Origin of the sequence: Prochlorococcus sp. ALOHA_ZT_50 (assembly GCF_022447305.1) — a bacterium.
In the GTDB taxonomy this organism is placed as follows: domain Bacteria; phylum Cyanobacteriota; class Cyanobacteriia; order PCC-6307; family Cyanobiaceae; genus Prochlorococcus_A.
The window spans coordinates 40,118-55,677 of sequence record NZ_JAKVCI010000014.1 but is presented as its reverse complement, the minus strand read 5'-3'; the positions used below and the strand labels follow the sequence as shown (position 1 = coordinate 55,677).

Genomic DNA, 15,560 nt, shown 5'->3' with positions numbered 1-15,560 from the left:
GTACTTAAAAATGTGAAATCCAAAGAAAAAGTAAGAATTCATACTAATTTTTTTAAAATATGTTACATTCTTTAATAATTCAAGTTAAGATTTCCTCTGTTAATAAAGCAGAAATGAGGAAATGTTTGATACATACAAATGTCATTTACTCTTTGGCTTACTAATTGATCACATATGAAATCTAAAAATGGATGCTCTTACTAGTTTTATAGTTGTTATCATCGCAATTACAATTCAATTCTCTTTATACGCCATCAAAAGGTTGCAGGAACCTTTAGAACCAAATTATTTGATAGATAAAAATTCGAAAAAAATTAAAAACTATATGGGTAAATTTTGGAAAAATGCCGAAATAACAAATGGGAGATTAGCTATGATTGGTTTTTTAGCTTTGATAATAAACTACGGTTTTTTTGGGTGGATAATACCTGGTTTTATTTAAACTATCAATACATTAAGGTCTTAAAGAAAAAAATAAATCTCTCGTTCAAAACAAACTCTCCTTTTAAAAAAAAAATTTTTATTATAAGTAAAAAAGCAATTGAGTAATTCTGATTTTGATAAAAATGGATTAGACAGCTATGGAATACATTGGCTTCAATATGCTGCTTTTGCTGTCTCTGGTTTTGCTATATTTACAACCTGGGCATTTTTTTATGATGAAAGATTCCACAACTTTGTAATGAATATTTTCAGGGTTATTAACTGCAGTGGGTTCAACTGTAATGGAGCATTTTAAAATTCTATGGCTAATCCAGATCAAAAAACAATATTAATTGATAATGCTTTTGAGGAAATAAAAAACATTTGTATAAATCTTCAAAAAGATACTGATGCTTCGAATTCAGAACTTAAAAGTTTACTAAAACTAATTATTAATGAATGGGAAGAAAAAGAAGAACAAAAAACTGGTTTTGGATTCAGGTAAAGTTAGCCACTATCTAAGAAGAGACTTAGGCCTCAAATCATTTTAATATGAACAGATTTTTTACTTTAAAAATTTAATATTTATAATTTACATTTTTTAGAAAGAAATTAAAAAGGAATGAATCTCAAATAGAAGATTCATTCCAGATTTAGCATTAGTTTTATCTAGATTTAAATTTTATAATTTAACTCCTCTGGTGGACTGTCAATCATTAGATCCCTCCTATTCAACAAGTTAAACCTACGCCTTACTTATTAAGAAAGTAAATCAGTAAAAATGCTGATTTATTATTTTCTAAAATGTTTGAATTAAAGAAGCCAATTCTGGTGCATCTAATAAAAGTGCAAAAAATGTAAGCACAACTAATAAAAATATGGAAAAGTAGAATTGAATCATGCTTCAAAATTACTTAAAAAGAATTTTTTAAGTTGTATAAAATAATGCTTTGTTTACATAATTAAATATCTCTACCTAGAGAAGTTTAATTAGAGAATAATTAAGATGCTTCAGGGGAAAATATCGTCCTATTTTTTTGCCAATACTCACAGCCTTTAAGTAAATGATCACCCTGTGGTATGCGTTTTTCGTATTTTGGACAGATCAAGATAGTAGCAAAAGTTTCTGTAGTGCTGTAGCGAAAGTGATTGCAAGTAATACAAATCTTTGTTCGTTTTCGTTTTAGGGTAGATTCTTTTAGATATTCCCATTTTGACGGATTTACCTTGATCATGATTACTGGAATTTATTAGTAACAATTTGCCAACCTCCTGAAATTAATTCATTCCATGTTTCACAAGCACACTCAATAGAATGAAGTCTTGAATTTTTAATTTGGGCTGGTTCACCTAATTCATTTGCATAGAAAAGATGAGTATATACTTTTAAGTTATTAGATACAGATTTCTTATAACTCTCAAAAAAAATTAATAAACCACTTTTTTTGTTAAACAACCAGCCAGTTGGGGGGTCAATAAGGCTGCCACGATAAAAATAAGTCCGAACATTAGCGACTCCTGAAGTCATGAAGATAATACAGTTGTACTATTAATATAAATGTACTACTCGTAGACGTCAAGTATTCCTCTGGTAATTATTTAAATACTAAAATTACTTTCCAGAAATAATCAGCCATAAACTTCTTATTTGGTAATAGTGAATACAAGTAACTCCTTGAAAAGGAAAATATCATTTAAAGAGTATCTCCAAAAGAATGCAATGTATCGAAATCCCTTCTATTTAGGATGGAACAAAGGTTGGTCTTTTTTATTTTTTTTAGAGGGTGGCATTGCAAAAATTGAAGCAAAAGGTTTTGGTATTTCTATTACAACAAAAGTTGAGAAAGGAGAATCACCCCTAGAATCTGCGGATAGATTAGTCTCGAAAGAGCAAAGGATTAGAAAATCAAGATATTATTCTTGGGTTAAATCTATTAATGAAAAAACAATAAATTAACCAATCCTTAAATTTCTAAAGTAATTTGTTGACAGTCAATTTAAAATAGAAAATAGTTATTTATTTTTCGTGTCCAATAAATTTTATGAATGGTGGAAAAACCATAGAAAAGTTGTAACCTATGGAGCTTTTATCATCTTGTTTGGTTTTTATTTATCTCCTGTTGTCAAAGAAGCAAAATACAAAAACCAATGTATTAAGTACTCTACTAAAGGAGCTTTAACTAAATTTAATAAGGACGATATAGGAGAAACTTTACTAGAAGAAACAGGTTTGAATATTGATGAACTAGCAAAGATTGAAGGTTATAAGAATTGCATTAATTAAAAAGTTCGCAAAAATTACGCTGAGTTTTTAAATGATTAAAGGTATGTTTAAACTTATTTTATTAATATTATTATTTGGATTTATATCAATAAGTCCAAAAACAAGATATTTGGTTGGCATAACTCTAAAAGAAATTTCTTCATTTCTTTTATGGACTGTTAAATATGAAGATAGAGAAAAATGGATTATAGATAAACCAAGTTGGATACCTAGCCAAAAACTTAAGCCATCGTATTAAATGAAGACTTATTTAGAAGAACGAATTGAATGGTATGACGATAATTATAGAAATGGTAATGCTTTAATCTCTGATAAGCAGTTCGACCAACTTGAAAAAAATTTATTAAGAACAAACCCTAATTGTGATTACTTTAAAAAGAAAAATAAACTAGTTTTACCTTCATTAGAAAAGGATTCAATAGATGAATTTTTGAAAGGATTATTAGTAGATACCAGATTATTAATTGAACCAAAAATTGATGGTTGTGCTGTTGCTTTGCAATATAGGGATGGAACCTTGGAGAAAGCAATTTCAAGAAAAGGGGCAGACGTTACTAGTAAACTTATTAAAGTCCAAGACATTCCCAATAATCTCCCTTTACGAGGAGTTCTTCAAGTTAGAGGTGAATTATATGCACCCAACCAAAGTCCAAATATCTCCCAGAGAATCGCTTCTGGATTTCTAAGAGCTAAAGAAGGATTTTCTGAAAGTCTTAGCTTCTGCGCATTTCAAATACTTAATTCAACACTTAACCAATATGAGTCCAAAAAGAGTCTTTCAAAGCTTGGCTTCACGATCCCTCAGGATATTTCATGCAACTTTACGAGCCAAGTTGAAGTATTTAGAAAACAATGGCTAGAAGGGAAGCTTTTTAGTAAATATCCAACAGATGGAATAGTAGTAAAAATAAATTCTAGAAAATTACAATTGATTAGAGAAAAATCAAATTTAGATTATCCTTATTGGCAAGTGGCAATAAAACGTTAATGGAATTAATACACCAGATTTTTCCTACTTGGCATATTTACTTGGATATGTTTTTGGTTGGCTTTGCAACTTACGGTTTTCTGAGAATTAAGAAAAAAATAAAAACTAAATAAAGTTTTTAAATCATCCGTGGTCCTTAAGCATGGATTTAAGTTGTTCGGTATCTAATTGTTCAAGATAATTTCTCATTGCCAACCAAGATCTTCTGCTTTCTAACTTTCCACTTTGTTTAAATAAATTTGCGGAAACTTGATCTATCAATTCTTTATGAGTCATATTTATATTCTTCATCAAGTTCAATGACAACACCATTAAAAAATTCTGCTAATAATTTTGATGGGTCTTGCATAGATATCTTTCTATCTACTTTTGATAATTTCTTTTTGATTGGATTTAAGTTAGTCATACAGATTCAGGTAATTCAAGTTCTTCAAAAGTCCAACCTTCTAATTGAAGGTCATGCCATTTATCCCAAGCATTATCCAAATACATTTGAGTTGATGATTTAATTGCCATTGGCTCACCAAGATCATTTGCATAATATGTATGAGCAAAAATTCTCATACTATTTCTTGGAGATTTTTTATTCCTTATAAATAAAATTAATCTGCTGCGGTCTGGGCTAAGCAACCAACCACTTGGGGACTCATTACGATAACCGTAAGAAAAATTAGTCCAAACATTAGCTCCTCCTAAAGTCATTACTTAGTAATACATGTGTACTATTAATATAAATACATTAGAAATGGATCGTCAAGTATTTTGGCAAATAAATTATTTACACTGATAGAGAATAAAAACAGCTCAGTTATTCCAAAAAAATAAAATACCCACCAAAAGCCTGTTTTAGCAAGCATTTTGATAGGTAACACCGGATCCCCGTCAGTTCTCTGCTGCATCGACCTGGAAATGCCAGAAGAGGATTCAAAGTGGGCTTTCGTTTCCGATTACAAGATCGGTTTACTACCGCATCACGACAGTCTCCTCATGTCGAAAGAGAGTCAGATCAGAGCACATAAAGAAGAACTTAACCAAAGATCCAGTAATCTAACTCTAACTTATTTTTTTATGCATTTGGAGATGGCCAAATGTCTCTTACCATAGTTAATAAAATTTGAGCTTCATCATATCTTTCTGAATGCGTTTTACCATTTAATAAAAATGTGATGTGAGCCATTTTTCTTCCCAGAATTTCGCGAGATTTGCCATAACAATGAATATTAGAACCCTCAATTTCAGATAACATTTTAATTCTGGTTTCCATTGAGATTGGGAAATTCTTTTTTAACCCCAGTAGATTTATCATAATTGCACCTTCACAGTTCATTTTAATTTCAGGTGGCATTATCCCAGAAGAAATGCAAACATATTGATCAAACTGACTTGAAGTGCAAGCTTCAATAGAGAAATGAGCTGAGTTATGTGTTCTAGGAGCTATTTCATTAATTAAAAGACCATTATCTCCATAGAAGAATTCAATAGCTAAAACTCCAACGTAATTAAGTTCATTGACTATTGAAGAGAAAATATTTATTGCAAATAAGTTCAAATCATATTCATTTGTTCCAGGTGCAAGAACCCAATCACAAACATGGTTTGATTGGAACGTCTCAACTATTGGAAAGAATCTTATCTTACCGGTCCTATCTCTCGAACCAACAAGAGCCAGTTCTTTTTCATACTCTATCCATTCTTCTATTAACCATTCATCAGAATTATTCTCTGTTAAAAAAGAATCTAAATCTTCTTTTGTCTTTATTTTTTTGTTCCCTTTACCGTCATATCCACCTTTATTTGATTTTGCCATTAGAGGAAAAGTCCAATTATTGATTTCCTCATCCGAGAGATTTTTAAAATCTTCAATACTTATCCATTTTGGACAGGGAATATTCATTCTATCTATTAATTTTTTTTGAGAAAACCTATCTACTAATGGCTTAATTGCATTAAGGCTTGGAACAAAAATATCGTTATTGCCAATTAAATTTAATTTATCAATTTTTATCCATTCATTTTCAAAAATTATTTTTTCACACTCATTAATTAATGATTTATTACCTCTTATCTTTAAAGGATCAGCTTCTATGACATGATCTGCTTTTGAACCAGCAGGATCATCACAAGATTTTGTTTGCACACATACTTCTAAATCTCTTTTTTTTGCTGCCTCGGTTAACATCAAAGCCAGTTGACCACCTCCAATTATTCCTAGGGAATAATTTTTCTTAATATCGTTTATATTTTTTTTAAAACTCATAGCATGATTTTATTACCATTTCTAATTCTTAACAACTGAATTTTTAAGGATCTAGAGCTTAGATTTTGCTAATATATAAAGTATTTAATACCAAATATTTATAAATTTTAACTAGGTAATCAATTGTGAATAAGAGAAAAATATTAGTCCCATTAGGTGATAAGTCATACGAAGTAACTCTAGAAGCAGGGATACTGAATAATATCAGCGAAGAACTTTTAAAAATTGGAATAACAAAGAATAGAAAAATACTTGTGATTTCAAATGAAGAAATATCAAATTTGTATGGAGAAAAATTCTTAAATAATTTAAAAGATAATAAATTTCAGGCCAAAATGTTCCTTATCAAGGCTGGAGAATCATATAAAAACTTAAAAACCTTAAGTGAAATATATGATGTAGCATTTGAATTTGGCTTAGATAGAAATTCAATAATTATTGCCCTTGGAGGAGGAATTGTTGGAGATGTAAGTGGTTTTGCAGCTGCTACTTGGCTGAGAGGTATCGAATATATTCAGATTCCAACAACATTATTATCAATGGTTGATTCATCTGTGGGAGGAAAAACAGGAGTAAATCATCCAAAAGGTAAGAATTTAATTGGAGCTTTCAATCAACCTAAAGCAGTTTTTATTGATCCAGAAACTTTAAAAAGTTTGCCCAAAAGAGAATTTAATGCAGGCATGGCCGAAGTAATAAAATACGGAGTAATAAGAGATAAAGAACTTTTCGAATACTTAGAAATTGAAAAAAACAAGAATGAACTTATAAATCTCAAGAATGAATATCTAATTAAAATAATTAATAGTTCAATTAAAACAAAGTCTCATATTGTTTCTCAAGACGAACATGAAAATGGTGTTAGAGCAATATTGAATTATGGTCATTCTTTTGGTCACGTTATTGAAAATTTATGTGGATACGGCAAATTTCTGCATGGTGAGGCAATATCAATTGGTATGAATATTGCGGGGAAAATAGCAATTGAAAAAGGGTTATGGTCTAAAGAAGAATTAGAGAGACAGCGAATTCTCTTAGAGAGTTATGATCTTCCTACCGAGATCCCCAAAATAAATAAAGAAGACGTTCTAACAATACTTATGGGCGATAAAAAAGTTCGTGATGGCAAAATGAGATTTATATTACCGAAAGAAATTGGTGCTGTTGATATATATGATGACGTAGAAGATTCATTATTTTTAAAGTTTTTTTCTTAACGCAAACAGGTTGAATTTATATTCATTTTCTTCTCATTAAACTTTTTAAAAACAAACCACTTAAAATCACCTAAACAAACAGGATCAACGAGTCTAAGTAATGCCTCTCTTCTTAAAAGGGCATTTGATAAATCCTCCTTAAATTCTTTCTGAATCCCATAAAGTCTCTCTGCCAATCCAAGTGCCAACAAAGCCTCTCCTTGTTTAGTTATTCCAACAGTATTAAATCCAAGAGTCTCAGCATCATTAATTAAAGTTTCTATGCACACATGAGATGTTAAATCGCAATTTCCAGGAGAATCTAGGACATTATTCATCATTTTTTGATTTTCATAAGAAACTATCGTCCCATCAGAATTCTTAGAGTTATAGTATTTTTTAGCTTCTTTAGCGTAATCAATTATCAATAAAATACCATTATTAATTTTTCCATAAATAGCTTCTAACCATTTTGAGTTATCTACATGCCATTCGGTTGTCCATCCTTCAAGAGCATCTTCAGGCGGAATAGTAATTCCCAACTCACTTTTAGCAAGTTCAATACTTTTTTCCAATTCACTTGTAATTGGCATTTCATCAAAAAATAATTTATGAGATTTTTTGTCTATAGAAACTGCTTGTCGAAGTAATTTTCCTTTTGAGAAGGTTATTCTCTCTACTGGCAAAGCATCTAAAACCTCATTTGCAAGAACTATTCCATTTATATTATTTTCCTCTACTTCTTCCAAACCTTTCCATAAAATATCAATACCTAAGTTTAAAAATTCCTCCAATTTATTTTTTTGTTTTTCTACCATCCCTTCATTAGGTTCAATAATTACAAAAGAAACTCCTTCTAAAAAATTCTTGCTGTTTTCTAAAAAATATTTAATTAATCCACTCATAAAGCTTCCATCTCCAGCTCCAAATTCAGTTACAGATAATGTCTCATTAGATAAAAAACTACTTTTGAACTGAATCAACCAATCTTCTATTTGTTTACCAACTAAAAAAGCAAAATCATCAGATAAAGATGGTGATGTGACAAAATCTCCTCGAACGCCTAACTCAGCTTTACCGCTGCCGTAATAACCATTAATAGGATCATTTAATGCAAAATTCATAAAGTCATAAAAACTTATAGTCCCACCCATTTTTATTATTTTTTTTACTAACCAATCTGGATTATTCGCGGGTAAGCTATTCATCGGCGAAAATATAAAGAGACAAAACTTATTTATGCCTTCAAAGATTAACTATTTATTAGGAATATTTCTATCTATATTAGTTTTAATTTCACATAAACCCGTTTTCGCTATAAATAATCCAAATCTCTTACCAGAAGAAAAAACACCAGTAATTGATTTAGCTAAAACATTAAGCCCTAATCAGAAAAAATCTTTAGAGGAAAAGCTCAACAATCTAGAAATTGAAAGTGGGTGGAAAATTAAATATTTATCTCAGTTTGAAAGTTCTCCTGGTAGTGCAATAAAGGACTATTGGGATTTAGATGAGACAAGTTTGTTGATAGTTGCGGATCCTAGAGGGGGAAATTTGCTGAACTTTAACGTCGGAGAGGCTTATTTTAATTTTATGCCAAGGTTATTTTGGGTTGAACTTCAAACAAGATTTGGCAACCAATACTATGTTAAAGATCACGGTGAGGATGGTGCAGTATTAGATGCAATTGATTCAGTAAAGATTTGCCTCGAAAGAGGAGGATGCCAAGTTGTCCCTGGCCTACCCAAAGAGCAATATATATGGACTTTATGTACATCGATTCTTGGAGGTTTAGTAGCAGGTTTTGCATCTGCCCCAAGAAAAGAAGGTCAAGTCATATCAATTGGATTTTTAGCTCTTCTTTCTCCTTTATGGGGAATGTTATTTGGAATTTTTGGTTTGGCACCGATAATATCCAGAACAAATGATTTATTACCTTTATTTAAAAATGGTTTAGCTTTTACAGCCGCAGGAATTGCGGGTTATATCTTATCTCAAACATTATTTTCAAGATATGAAAAGCCCAAAAATACTTAAAATATGATCAGAGATATTTAATCCTAAAAAAATTTATCTTCTTCACGAATTTCACCAGACTCTGAATACCATCGATGAGAAACATGCCTTAATTCCTTATTTTCAAACTCAATCCATGAAAAGTTAATTAGCAATTTTCCATCTTCATCAGTTTTATATCTTGGTACTACAGCAGTGTTGAAATAAATTGTTCCTTTGCTATCAATTTTAAACATCTCTCTTAAACCAAGATTTCTTTTAAGCCGGTTGTGCATATGACCAAAAATTACAAGATCAACTTTTCTTCTCTTTTGTATTTGAGAAATAGCAGCAGACAAATCTCTATCTCCCCAATCTAAAGAGGGTAATTTCCAGTCTTTCCCACAAATGCTTTTAGGTTCTGAACCTAAACCCGAAGGACCAGCATGAGACATAATTATTAGAGGTATTTCTTCAACAGTCTCTTCTGAACATTTGATAATTTTATTTATTGAATCTTGTTCGGTTATAGGTCCATAAACGCCTTTAACTTCTTTTGAAAGATAATAGCCGCCGCCAGAACTACATGGTCTAGCAGACAATAAATTTATTTGATTATTAAAAACTTTCAAATCCCATGCACAATATTTTTCACCAAGAACACGTATCTGCTTTGAGAGAGTTTCGCCTGTAGAATCTTTCCCTCTATCATGATTTCCTAAAATCACAAAAGTAGGAATTTTGATCTCATTGATTTTTTTAATTATTTTGACACTCCCATCAGAAATATCACCAACAAATAAAACAATATTTGGTTTGATAATCGATAAAACTTTCAAGTCTAATTCAGACCATTGACCATGACAGTCACCAACAATAGCAATTTTTAAATTTGTCAGAATTTTTTCTGTTTAAAGGCATATAATCTATTTAGAGATATTCTAAATCCTGACCAGTATAACTTCTACTGCAAAACAGAAATCAGTTCAAAACGAAGAGGATTTGATTTCTGAAATAAAGGAGCGTTGCAAAAAAGCTAATGCAATTATTCTTGCGCACTATTATCAAGCTCCAGAGATTCAGGAAATTGCAGATTTTATTGGCGATTCATTAGATCTATCTAGGAAAGCTGCAAATAATGACGCAGATATAATAATTTTTTGCGGTGTGCACTTTATGGCCGAAACCGCAAAAATACTTAGCCCTAATAAAACAGTCCTATTACCAGATATTGACGCAGGATGCTCATTAGCAGACGATTGTCCTTCAGATAAATTTCAAAAATTCAGGGAAGAAAATCCAGATCACTATGTCGTAAGTTATATAAATTGCACTGCAGAAGTAAAAGCTCAAAGTGATCTGATATGTACAAGCAGTAATGCAGTCTCATTAATTAAAAAGATACCTGAAGATAAAAAGATAATATTTGCGCCAGATCAGAACCTTGGGAGATGGGTACAGAAAAATTCAGGAAGAGATCTTAAATTATGGCCTGGCAGCTGCATTGTTCATGAATCATTTAGTGAAGAAGCACTTCTAAAATTAAAATATCAAAATCCAGGATCAAAAGTAATTGCTCATCCTGAATGTAGTCAAAATTTACTAATTCTCTCAGACTTTATTGGATCAACAAGTAAGCTGCTTGATTTCGTAAGTAAAGATCCATCTAAAACTTACATGGTACTAACTGAACCTGGAATAATTCATCAAATGAAAAAGAAAGAACCTAATAAAATTTTTATTGAAGTCCCAGATGTAGAAGGTTGTAAATGTAACGAGTGTCCATATATGAAATTAAATACTTTAGAAAAAATTCTTGATTGTTTGAAAAATAATTCCCCGTCTATCGAACTAGACCCAGAAATAATAAGAAGAGCCTATGTGCCAATAAAGAGAATGCTGGATATGAGTAATTAATTTAATGAAAATACTTTATCTTCCTTATTAATTTTTAGGAATGCATTAAGGTTTGTGGTGTCGGGCTTAAATTCGCTTATCTGATTCTTTCTATTAATTATATTTATTAGCTCTTTTTCACCAGCTCTATATTGTTTATCTTTTCTAGTTCCTATCTCTCTTTGAAGTATAGGGTTTATATTCATTCTTACTTCTATGTCTGGAATAATTCCAGATTTGTTTATATCAGTGCCGTTCGGAGTTAAATACTTAGCGACTGTAACAGTTAGACCTGAACCATCAACTAAAGTTCTCATGGATTGAACTAGACCTTTACCAAACGTTTTCTTCCCAACTAATTTTCCTCTTTTGTTATCTTTTATTGCACCAGAAACTATTTCACTAGCACTAGCAGAACCCTCATTAACTAAGACAACTAAGGGCTTTTTTGTTAGAGCTTGACCGTTTCCTTTTTTTGTTTCTTTTAAACCATCTTTACTTACTGTACTTACTATTACTCCTTTGTTAATGAAGTGCCTTGAGATATCAATGCTTGATTCTAATAAACCTCCTGGATTACTTCTCAAGTCAAGAACATATCCTGCGACTTTTTTTGTTTCTAAATCCTTAATAGCATCTCTAGTTTCTTTGGATGCATTTGCATTAAATTGTTTAATTCTTACATAGCCAATTGATAAGCCATTTTTGGTTTGATTGACTTTACTTGATACAGATTTTATTTCAATTTTTTCTCTTGATAAAGTCTTAAAAAAGGATTGAGAACCTCTAAGAATTTCAAGCTTTACTTTAGTACCTCTTTGTCCTCTTATTAATTTCACGGCATCCTCAATATTCATACCTTCAGTAGAAATATCATCTATGGATAATATTTTATCTCTAGCTTTAATTCCAGCATCAAATGCAGGGGTGCCCTCTATGGGAGAAATAATTATTAAATCATCAGATTCTTTATCTTTAACTATTTGGATACCAACTCCAGTTAATTCACCAGAGGTATCGATTCTCATTTGATTAAATTCCTTAGGTTCTAAAAATCTTGTATAAGAATCATCTAAATTAGAAAGCATATCTCTAATCGCATCATATGCTTCATTGCTGTCTGAATATGTTTTTGATAAAACTTCTTTTCTTAGATTAATCCAATTGGACTTTTGAAATTTGCCGCTTGAATCAAGAAAATCTCTATATACAATTTGCCAAACATGATCAATTACTTCTTTATAACTATTATTTAAAACTGTTGCCTCTGCAAAATTATTTAAAAATAACCCAGAAAAGGATGTCGCAAACAGAAATATATATTTTTTTTTAAGCAATTTTCTTATCTTCAAATAATTCGATATTTTTTATTATAAAAAGAATTTATTTATAATTCAAAAATTTGACAAATCCTTAAGGATCAATCCACTTCCCATCATCCTTAATAAGTTGGATTAAAGCATTAACCCCCTCATCTTCAGGTACTCTTTTTATCTCTTCTTTCCTTCTATATAAGGCAATAGTTCCTTTACCTTTTCCAACATAACCATAATCAGCATCTGCCATTTCTCCTGGCCCATTAACAATACATCCCATTATTGCTATATCTAGACCCGTTAAATGTGAGGTGGCGTTCCTAACTTTATCTACAACTTCTTCTAGATTGAAAAGTGTTCTACCACAACTAGGGCAACTGATGTATTCAACCATTGTTTTTCTTAATCCTAAAGATTGCAAAATTGAATAGCACACTGGTATTTCCTTTTCTGGAGCTTCTGTTAAGGAAACCCTGATGGTATCTCCTAATCCCTCTGCTAAAAGCGTTCCAATTCCAGCAGTACTTTTAATCCTTCCATAATCACCATCACCAGCTTCGGTCACTCCTAAATGTAAGGGATAGTTATATCCTTCTGAGTCAAGCCTATCTGCAATCATTCTGTAAGCTGCCATCATGACCGGAGCCCTAGAAGCTTTCATAGAAATAATTATGTTATGAAAATCAAGCTCATCACAAATTTTGACGAACTCCATCGCAGATTCTGTCATTCCTAATGGCGTATCTCCATAAGTAAAAAGCATCCTCTCAGATAGAGACCCATGATTAACTCCAATCCTTAGAGCTTTGTTTTCAGCCTTTAAAACTTCAACTAAAGGGGTAAATCTTTTAAGTATTGTTTGCTTAATAGTTTCAAATTCCTCATCTGTATATTCAGTTCTTGTAGGGTCTGATTTTTCAAAAACAAACAATCCAGGATTAATTCTTACTTTATCAACATGTTTTGCAACTTCCATTGCAATTTTCATACCATTATGGTGAACATCAGCCACCAAGGGGGTATTGATATTATTTTCTAGTAATTTTGCCTTTATATCTCCTACTGCTTTGGCATGTGCTAAGGAAGGGACAGTTAACCTTACTATTTCACAACCCACATCATGAAGTCTTTTGATAGCTAAGTAAGCATTTTCGACATCCATCGTATCTTCATTTATCATCGATTGAACTCTTACTGGATAATCACTTCCAATAGCTATATCACCCACCATTACTGTTCTAGTTATCCTTCTCTCAATATGAGTTGAATATCTTTTGGAGAGACTATTAACCTCTTTTGATTGAGTTAATGACATTAAAATTCTTGATATTCAAAAAGGATTTCACTAAATTATACGGCATATAGTTTACCACTTACATTCTCTAGGTCTTTCAAAGTTAGATGGTAAGGTTTATTGATTTCTTTTGAAGGAAATCTCAACAAATAAGATGGATGAAAAATTACCATAATTTCTCTCCCATCTTTTTTAATCCATTGACCTCTTAAATTACTTATAGGATCTTTAACTTCTAAAATAGCTCTCATAGCAGTAGAACCAGTAAGTAATATAAATTTTGGATCGACTAACTTTATTTGCTGTAATAACCAAGGTTTATGAATATTAATTTCTCTAGCAGTGGGTTTTCTATTATTTGGTGGACGACATTTAATTACATTACAAAAATAAACATCCTTCTTATAATCAATTCCAGCTTGTATTAATAATTCGTTTAATAACTTACCAGATTTACCTACATAAGGTTTTCCTTCTAAATCTTCCTGGGCTCCAGGTGCCTCACCAATTACTAACAAATCTGCAAATACACTTCCTCTCCCAATTACTAACCTTTTCACCGAAAATAAAACTTTAAATATTTTTATCTTAAGAACTCAAAACATGAAAATAAAATAGATTAAGAAAATGAACTAAATTAAACCATAGTGTGATAGTTTTATTTATTCTTAATTTATGCATTTGTCATTATTAAAAGTCATATTTGAAAAGTCATAAGTCAATGAGTCAAGTTAATTTATCTGATCGGGCACTTTCAATTGAGCCTTCTCTTACATTGCAGATAAGTGCTAAAGCAAATCAATTATCTGCAGAAGGAGTAGATATTTGCAATTTAAGTGCAGGAGAACCTGATTTTGATGCCCCAAAAGAAGTTATAGAGGCTACAAGTAAAGCTATATTTGATGGATTTACAAAGTACGGGCCCGCAGCGGGGAATTTAGATCTCCGAAAAGCAATTGCAAATAAACTTCAAATTCAAAACGATTTAAATTATGAATTTGAAAATGTAATGGTCACAAATGGTGCTAAGCAAGCAATATATAATCTTTTCCAAGTCTTGTTAAATACTGGAGACGAAGTTATTATTCCTTCTCCATATTGGTTAAGTTATCCCCAGATGGTTAGATTGGCGGGTGGGAAGCCAATTTTTACAAATTCTTCTGCAGAAGATGGATTCAAAATAAATATAGAAGATTTGAAGTCTAAAATCTCTTCAAAAACTAAATTTATAATTATCAATTCTCCTAATAACCCTACTGGAAGAGTTATGTCAAAGGAAGAATTATTACAAATTGCCGATTTAGCTAGAGAAAATCCAAATATCAATATTCTTTCTGATGAGATTTACGAACTAATCCTTAAAAAAGAATTTAAACACTACAGTTTATCTTCATTAGCAAATGACTTAAAAGATAGAATTTTTATAATAAATGGGTTTGCGAAAGGATGGGCTATGACTGGCTGGAGGATAGGTTATTTAGTAGGTCCCAAAGATGTAATCAAAGCATCCTCAGCATTACAAAGTCAAAGTACAAGTAATGTTTGCTCTTTTGTTCAAAAAGGTGCTTTAGAGGCTTTAAAAATTAATAATGAGTTTTTCTCAATGATAAATAGCCATTATGATCAAAGAAGAAGACTTCTCTATGAGGGCCTTAATAATATAAATGGGATTTATATTGAAGAACCTAACGGAGCATTTTACGCATTTCCAAAATTACCCAACTCCTCAATTACTTCTGTTGATTTCTGCAATAAAGCTCTTCAAGATTACGGATTAGTTGTTGTACCTGGAAAAGCTTTTGGAGCTGATCAATGTATAAGAATATCTTGTGCAGCTTCAGAAATTAAAATAAAAGATGGACTACAGAGGCTTGAAAAAGCAATCTCTGAATACTATTAATTTAACTAAGT

General features: G+C 31.1%; 21 protein-coding genes and 1 other RNA gene. 11 read left to right on the top strand and 11 right to left on the bottom strand.

Annotation, left to right across the window (positions count from 1 at the left end; translation table 11 throughout):
- Positions 1 to 187: 187 nt before the first annotated feature.
- From MK115_RS05155 to MK115_RS05145, 3 genes are all read left to right on the top strand, one after another.
- Positions 188 to 442, top strand: a complete 255-nt coding sequence (locus MK115_RS05155; protein WP_025933361.1) for a chlorophyll a-b binding domain-containing protein — start codon at positions 188 to 190, stop codon at positions 440 to 442.
- 99 nt (positions 443 to 541) lie between these two features.
- Positions 542 to 739 carry a hypothetical protein gene (locus tag MK115_RS05150; protein WP_011818197.1) on the top strand — a complete coding sequence of 66 codons (198 nt, stop codon included), beginning with the start codon at positions 542 to 544 and terminating at the stop codon, positions 737 to 739.
- A gap of 6 nt (positions 740 to 745) precedes the next feature.
- The gene (locus tag MK115_RS05145) at positions 746 to 928 is read left to right on the top strand and encodes a hypothetical protein (RefSeq protein ID WP_025955511.1); all 183 of its coding nucleotides are present in this window, start codon (positions 746 to 748) and stop codon (positions 926 to 928) included.
- 732 nt (positions 929 to 1,660) lie between these two features.
- Here MK115_RS05145 and MK115_RS05140 read toward each other — a convergent pair.
- Complete coding sequence (locus tag MK115_RS05140; protein WP_025952633.1) at positions 1,661 to 1,951, bottom strand: DUF1651 domain-containing protein; 291 nt, start codon at positions 1,949 to 1,951, stop codon at positions 1,661 to 1,663.
- Positions 1,952 to 2,080: 129 nt separating this feature from the next.
- On the opposite strand from MK115_RS05140, the gene MK115_RS05135 reads away from it, so the two are divergent.
- From MK115_RS05135 to MK115_RS05120, 4 genes are all read left to right on the top strand, one after another.
- The gene (locus tag MK115_RS05135) at positions 2,081 to 2,380 is read left to right on the top strand and encodes a hypothetical protein (RefSeq protein ID WP_245151664.1); all 300 of its coding nucleotides are present in this window, start codon (positions 2,081 to 2,083) and stop codon (positions 2,378 to 2,380) included.
- Positions 2,381 to 2,449: 69 nt separating this feature from the next.
- Positions 2,450 to 2,707, top strand: a complete 258-nt coding sequence (locus tag MK115_RS05130) for a hypothetical protein (RefSeq protein ID WP_025890613.1) — start codon at positions 2,450 to 2,452, stop codon at positions 2,705 to 2,707.
- 43 nt (positions 2,708 to 2,750) lie between these two features.
- Positions 2,751 to 2,945 carry a hypothetical protein gene (locus MK115_RS05125; RefSeq protein ID WP_225866708.1) on the top strand — a complete coding sequence of 65 codons (195 nt, stop codon included), beginning with the start codon at positions 2,751 to 2,753 and terminating at the stop codon, positions 2,943 to 2,945.
- On the top strand, positions 2,946 to 3,695 hold the full coding sequence (locus MK115_RS05120) for an NAD-dependent DNA ligase (RefSeq protein WP_287609897.1): 750 nt from the start codon (positions 2,946 to 2,948) through the stop codon (positions 3,693 to 3,695).
- Between the two features lie 123 nt (positions 3,696 to 3,818).
- Here the strand turns inward: MK115_RS05120 and MK115_RS05115 are convergent, their stop codons facing one another.
- The 5 genes from MK115_RS05115 to MK115_RS05095 all read right to left on the bottom strand — a co-directional run bounded on the left by MK115_RS05115 (position 3,819) and on the right by MK115_RS05095 (position 5,952).
- Positions 3,819 to 3,971: a hypothetical protein gene (locus MK115_RS05115; RefSeq protein ID WP_011862727.1), complete on the bottom strand. Its 153-nt coding sequence runs from the start codon at positions 3,969 to 3,971 to the stop codon at positions 3,819 to 3,821.
- Positions 3,961 to 4,101, bottom strand: a complete 141-nt coding sequence (locus MK115_RS05110; protein ID WP_011862726.1) for a hypothetical protein — start codon at positions 4,099 to 4,101, stop codon at positions 3,961 to 3,963. Before MK115_RS05110 ends, MK115_RS05115 begins: the two co-directional genes overlap by 11 nt.
- Positions 4,098 to 4,397 carry a DUF1651 domain-containing protein gene (locus MK115_RS05105; protein WP_012007505.1) on the bottom strand — a complete coding sequence of 100 codons (300 nt, stop codon included), beginning with the start codon at positions 4,395 to 4,397 and terminating at the stop codon, positions 4,098 to 4,100. Before MK115_RS05105 ends, MK115_RS05110 begins: the two co-directional genes overlap by 4 nt.
- A 162-nt stretch (positions 4,398 to 4,559) precedes the next feature.
- Positions 4,560 to 4,744: non-coding RNA, 6S RNA (ssrS, locus tag MK115_RS05100), on the bottom strand.
- Between the two features lie 17 nt (positions 4,745 to 4,761).
- Positions 4,762 to 5,952: a 5-(carboxyamino)imidazole ribonucleotide synthase gene (locus MK115_RS05095; protein WP_287609887.1), complete on the bottom strand. Its 1,191-nt coding sequence runs from the start codon at positions 5,950 to 5,952 to the stop codon at positions 4,762 to 4,764.
- Between the two features lie 125 nt (positions 5,953 to 6,077).
- Here MK115_RS05095 and aroB point away from each other — a divergent pair, with 125 nt between their 5' ends.
- Positions 6,078 to 7,169 carry a 3-dehydroquinate synthase gene (aroB, locus tag MK115_RS05090; RefSeq protein ID WP_287609885.1) on the top strand — a complete coding sequence of 364 codons (1,092 nt, stop codon included), beginning with the start codon at positions 6,078 to 6,080 and terminating at the stop codon, positions 7,167 to 7,169.
- Here aroB and MK115_RS05085 read toward each other — a convergent pair.
- Positions 7,166 to 8,356 carry an SAM-dependent methyltransferase gene (locus MK115_RS05085; protein WP_287609883.1) on the bottom strand — a complete coding sequence of 397 codons (1,191 nt, stop codon included), beginning with the start codon at positions 8,354 to 8,356 and terminating at the stop codon, positions 7,166 to 7,168. The genes aroB and MK115_RS05085 overlap by 4 nt on opposite strands.
- Positions 8,357 to 8,387: 31 nt before the next feature.
- Here MK115_RS05085 and MK115_RS05080 point away from each other — a divergent pair, with 31 nt between their 5' ends.
- Positions 8,388 to 9,185 (top strand): hypothetical protein, encoded by a 798-nt coding sequence (locus MK115_RS05080; protein ID WP_011818183.1) that lies wholly within the window; start codon positions 8,388 to 8,390, stop codon positions 9,183 to 9,185.
- A 23-nt stretch (positions 9,186 to 9,208) separates the two neighbouring features.
- Here MK115_RS05080 and MK115_RS05075 read toward each other — a convergent pair whose 3' ends face one another.
- Positions 9,209 to 9,982, bottom strand: coding sequence for a TIGR04168 family protein (locus MK115_RS05075; protein WP_287609881.1), 774 nt, complete (start codon positions 9,980 to 9,982; stop codon positions 9,209 to 9,211).
- A gap of 163 nt (positions 9,983 to 10,145) precedes the next feature.
- On the opposite strand from MK115_RS05075, the gene nadA reads away from it, so the two are divergent.
- The gene (nadA, locus tag MK115_RS05070; RefSeq protein WP_025943321.1) at positions 10,146 to 11,060 is read left to right on the top strand and encodes a quinolinate synthase NadA; all 915 of its coding nucleotides are present in this window, start codon (positions 10,146 to 10,148) and stop codon (positions 11,058 to 11,060) included.
- On the opposite strand, the gene MK115_RS05065 is transcribed toward nadA, so the two are convergent.
- The 3 genes from MK115_RS05065 to MK115_RS05055 all read right to left on the bottom strand — a co-directional run bounded on the left by MK115_RS05065 (position 11,057) and on the right by MK115_RS05055 (position 14,209).
- Complete coding sequence (locus MK115_RS05065; RefSeq protein ID WP_287609879.1) at positions 11,057 to 12,391, bottom strand: S41 family peptidase; 1,335 nt, start codon at positions 12,389 to 12,391, stop codon at positions 11,057 to 11,059. The genes nadA and MK115_RS05065 overlap by 4 nt on opposite strands.
- Before the next feature lie 61 nt (positions 12,392 to 12,452).
- A complete protein-coding gene (gene ispG / locus MK115_RS05060; protein ID WP_011818179.1) occupies positions 12,453 to 13,670 on the bottom strand; it encodes a (E)-4-hydroxy-3-methylbut-2-enyl-diphosphate synthase in 1,218 nt (405 codons plus the stop codon).
- 35 nt (positions 13,671 to 13,705) lie between these two features.
- Positions 13,706 to 14,209 carry a uracil-DNA glycosylase gene (locus MK115_RS05055; RefSeq protein WP_011818178.1) on the bottom strand — a complete coding sequence of 168 codons (504 nt, stop codon included), beginning with the start codon at positions 14,207 to 14,209 and terminating at the stop codon, positions 13,706 to 13,708.
- 161 nt (positions 14,210 to 14,370) lie between these two features.
- On the opposite strand from MK115_RS05055, the gene MK115_RS05050 reads away from it, so the two are divergent.
- Complete coding sequence (locus MK115_RS05050; RefSeq protein WP_287609875.1) at positions 14,371 to 15,549, top strand: pyridoxal phosphate-dependent aminotransferase; 1,179 nt, start codon at positions 14,371 to 14,373, stop codon at positions 15,547 to 15,549.
- The last annotated feature ends 11 nt before the right edge of the window (positions 15,550 to 15,560 follow it).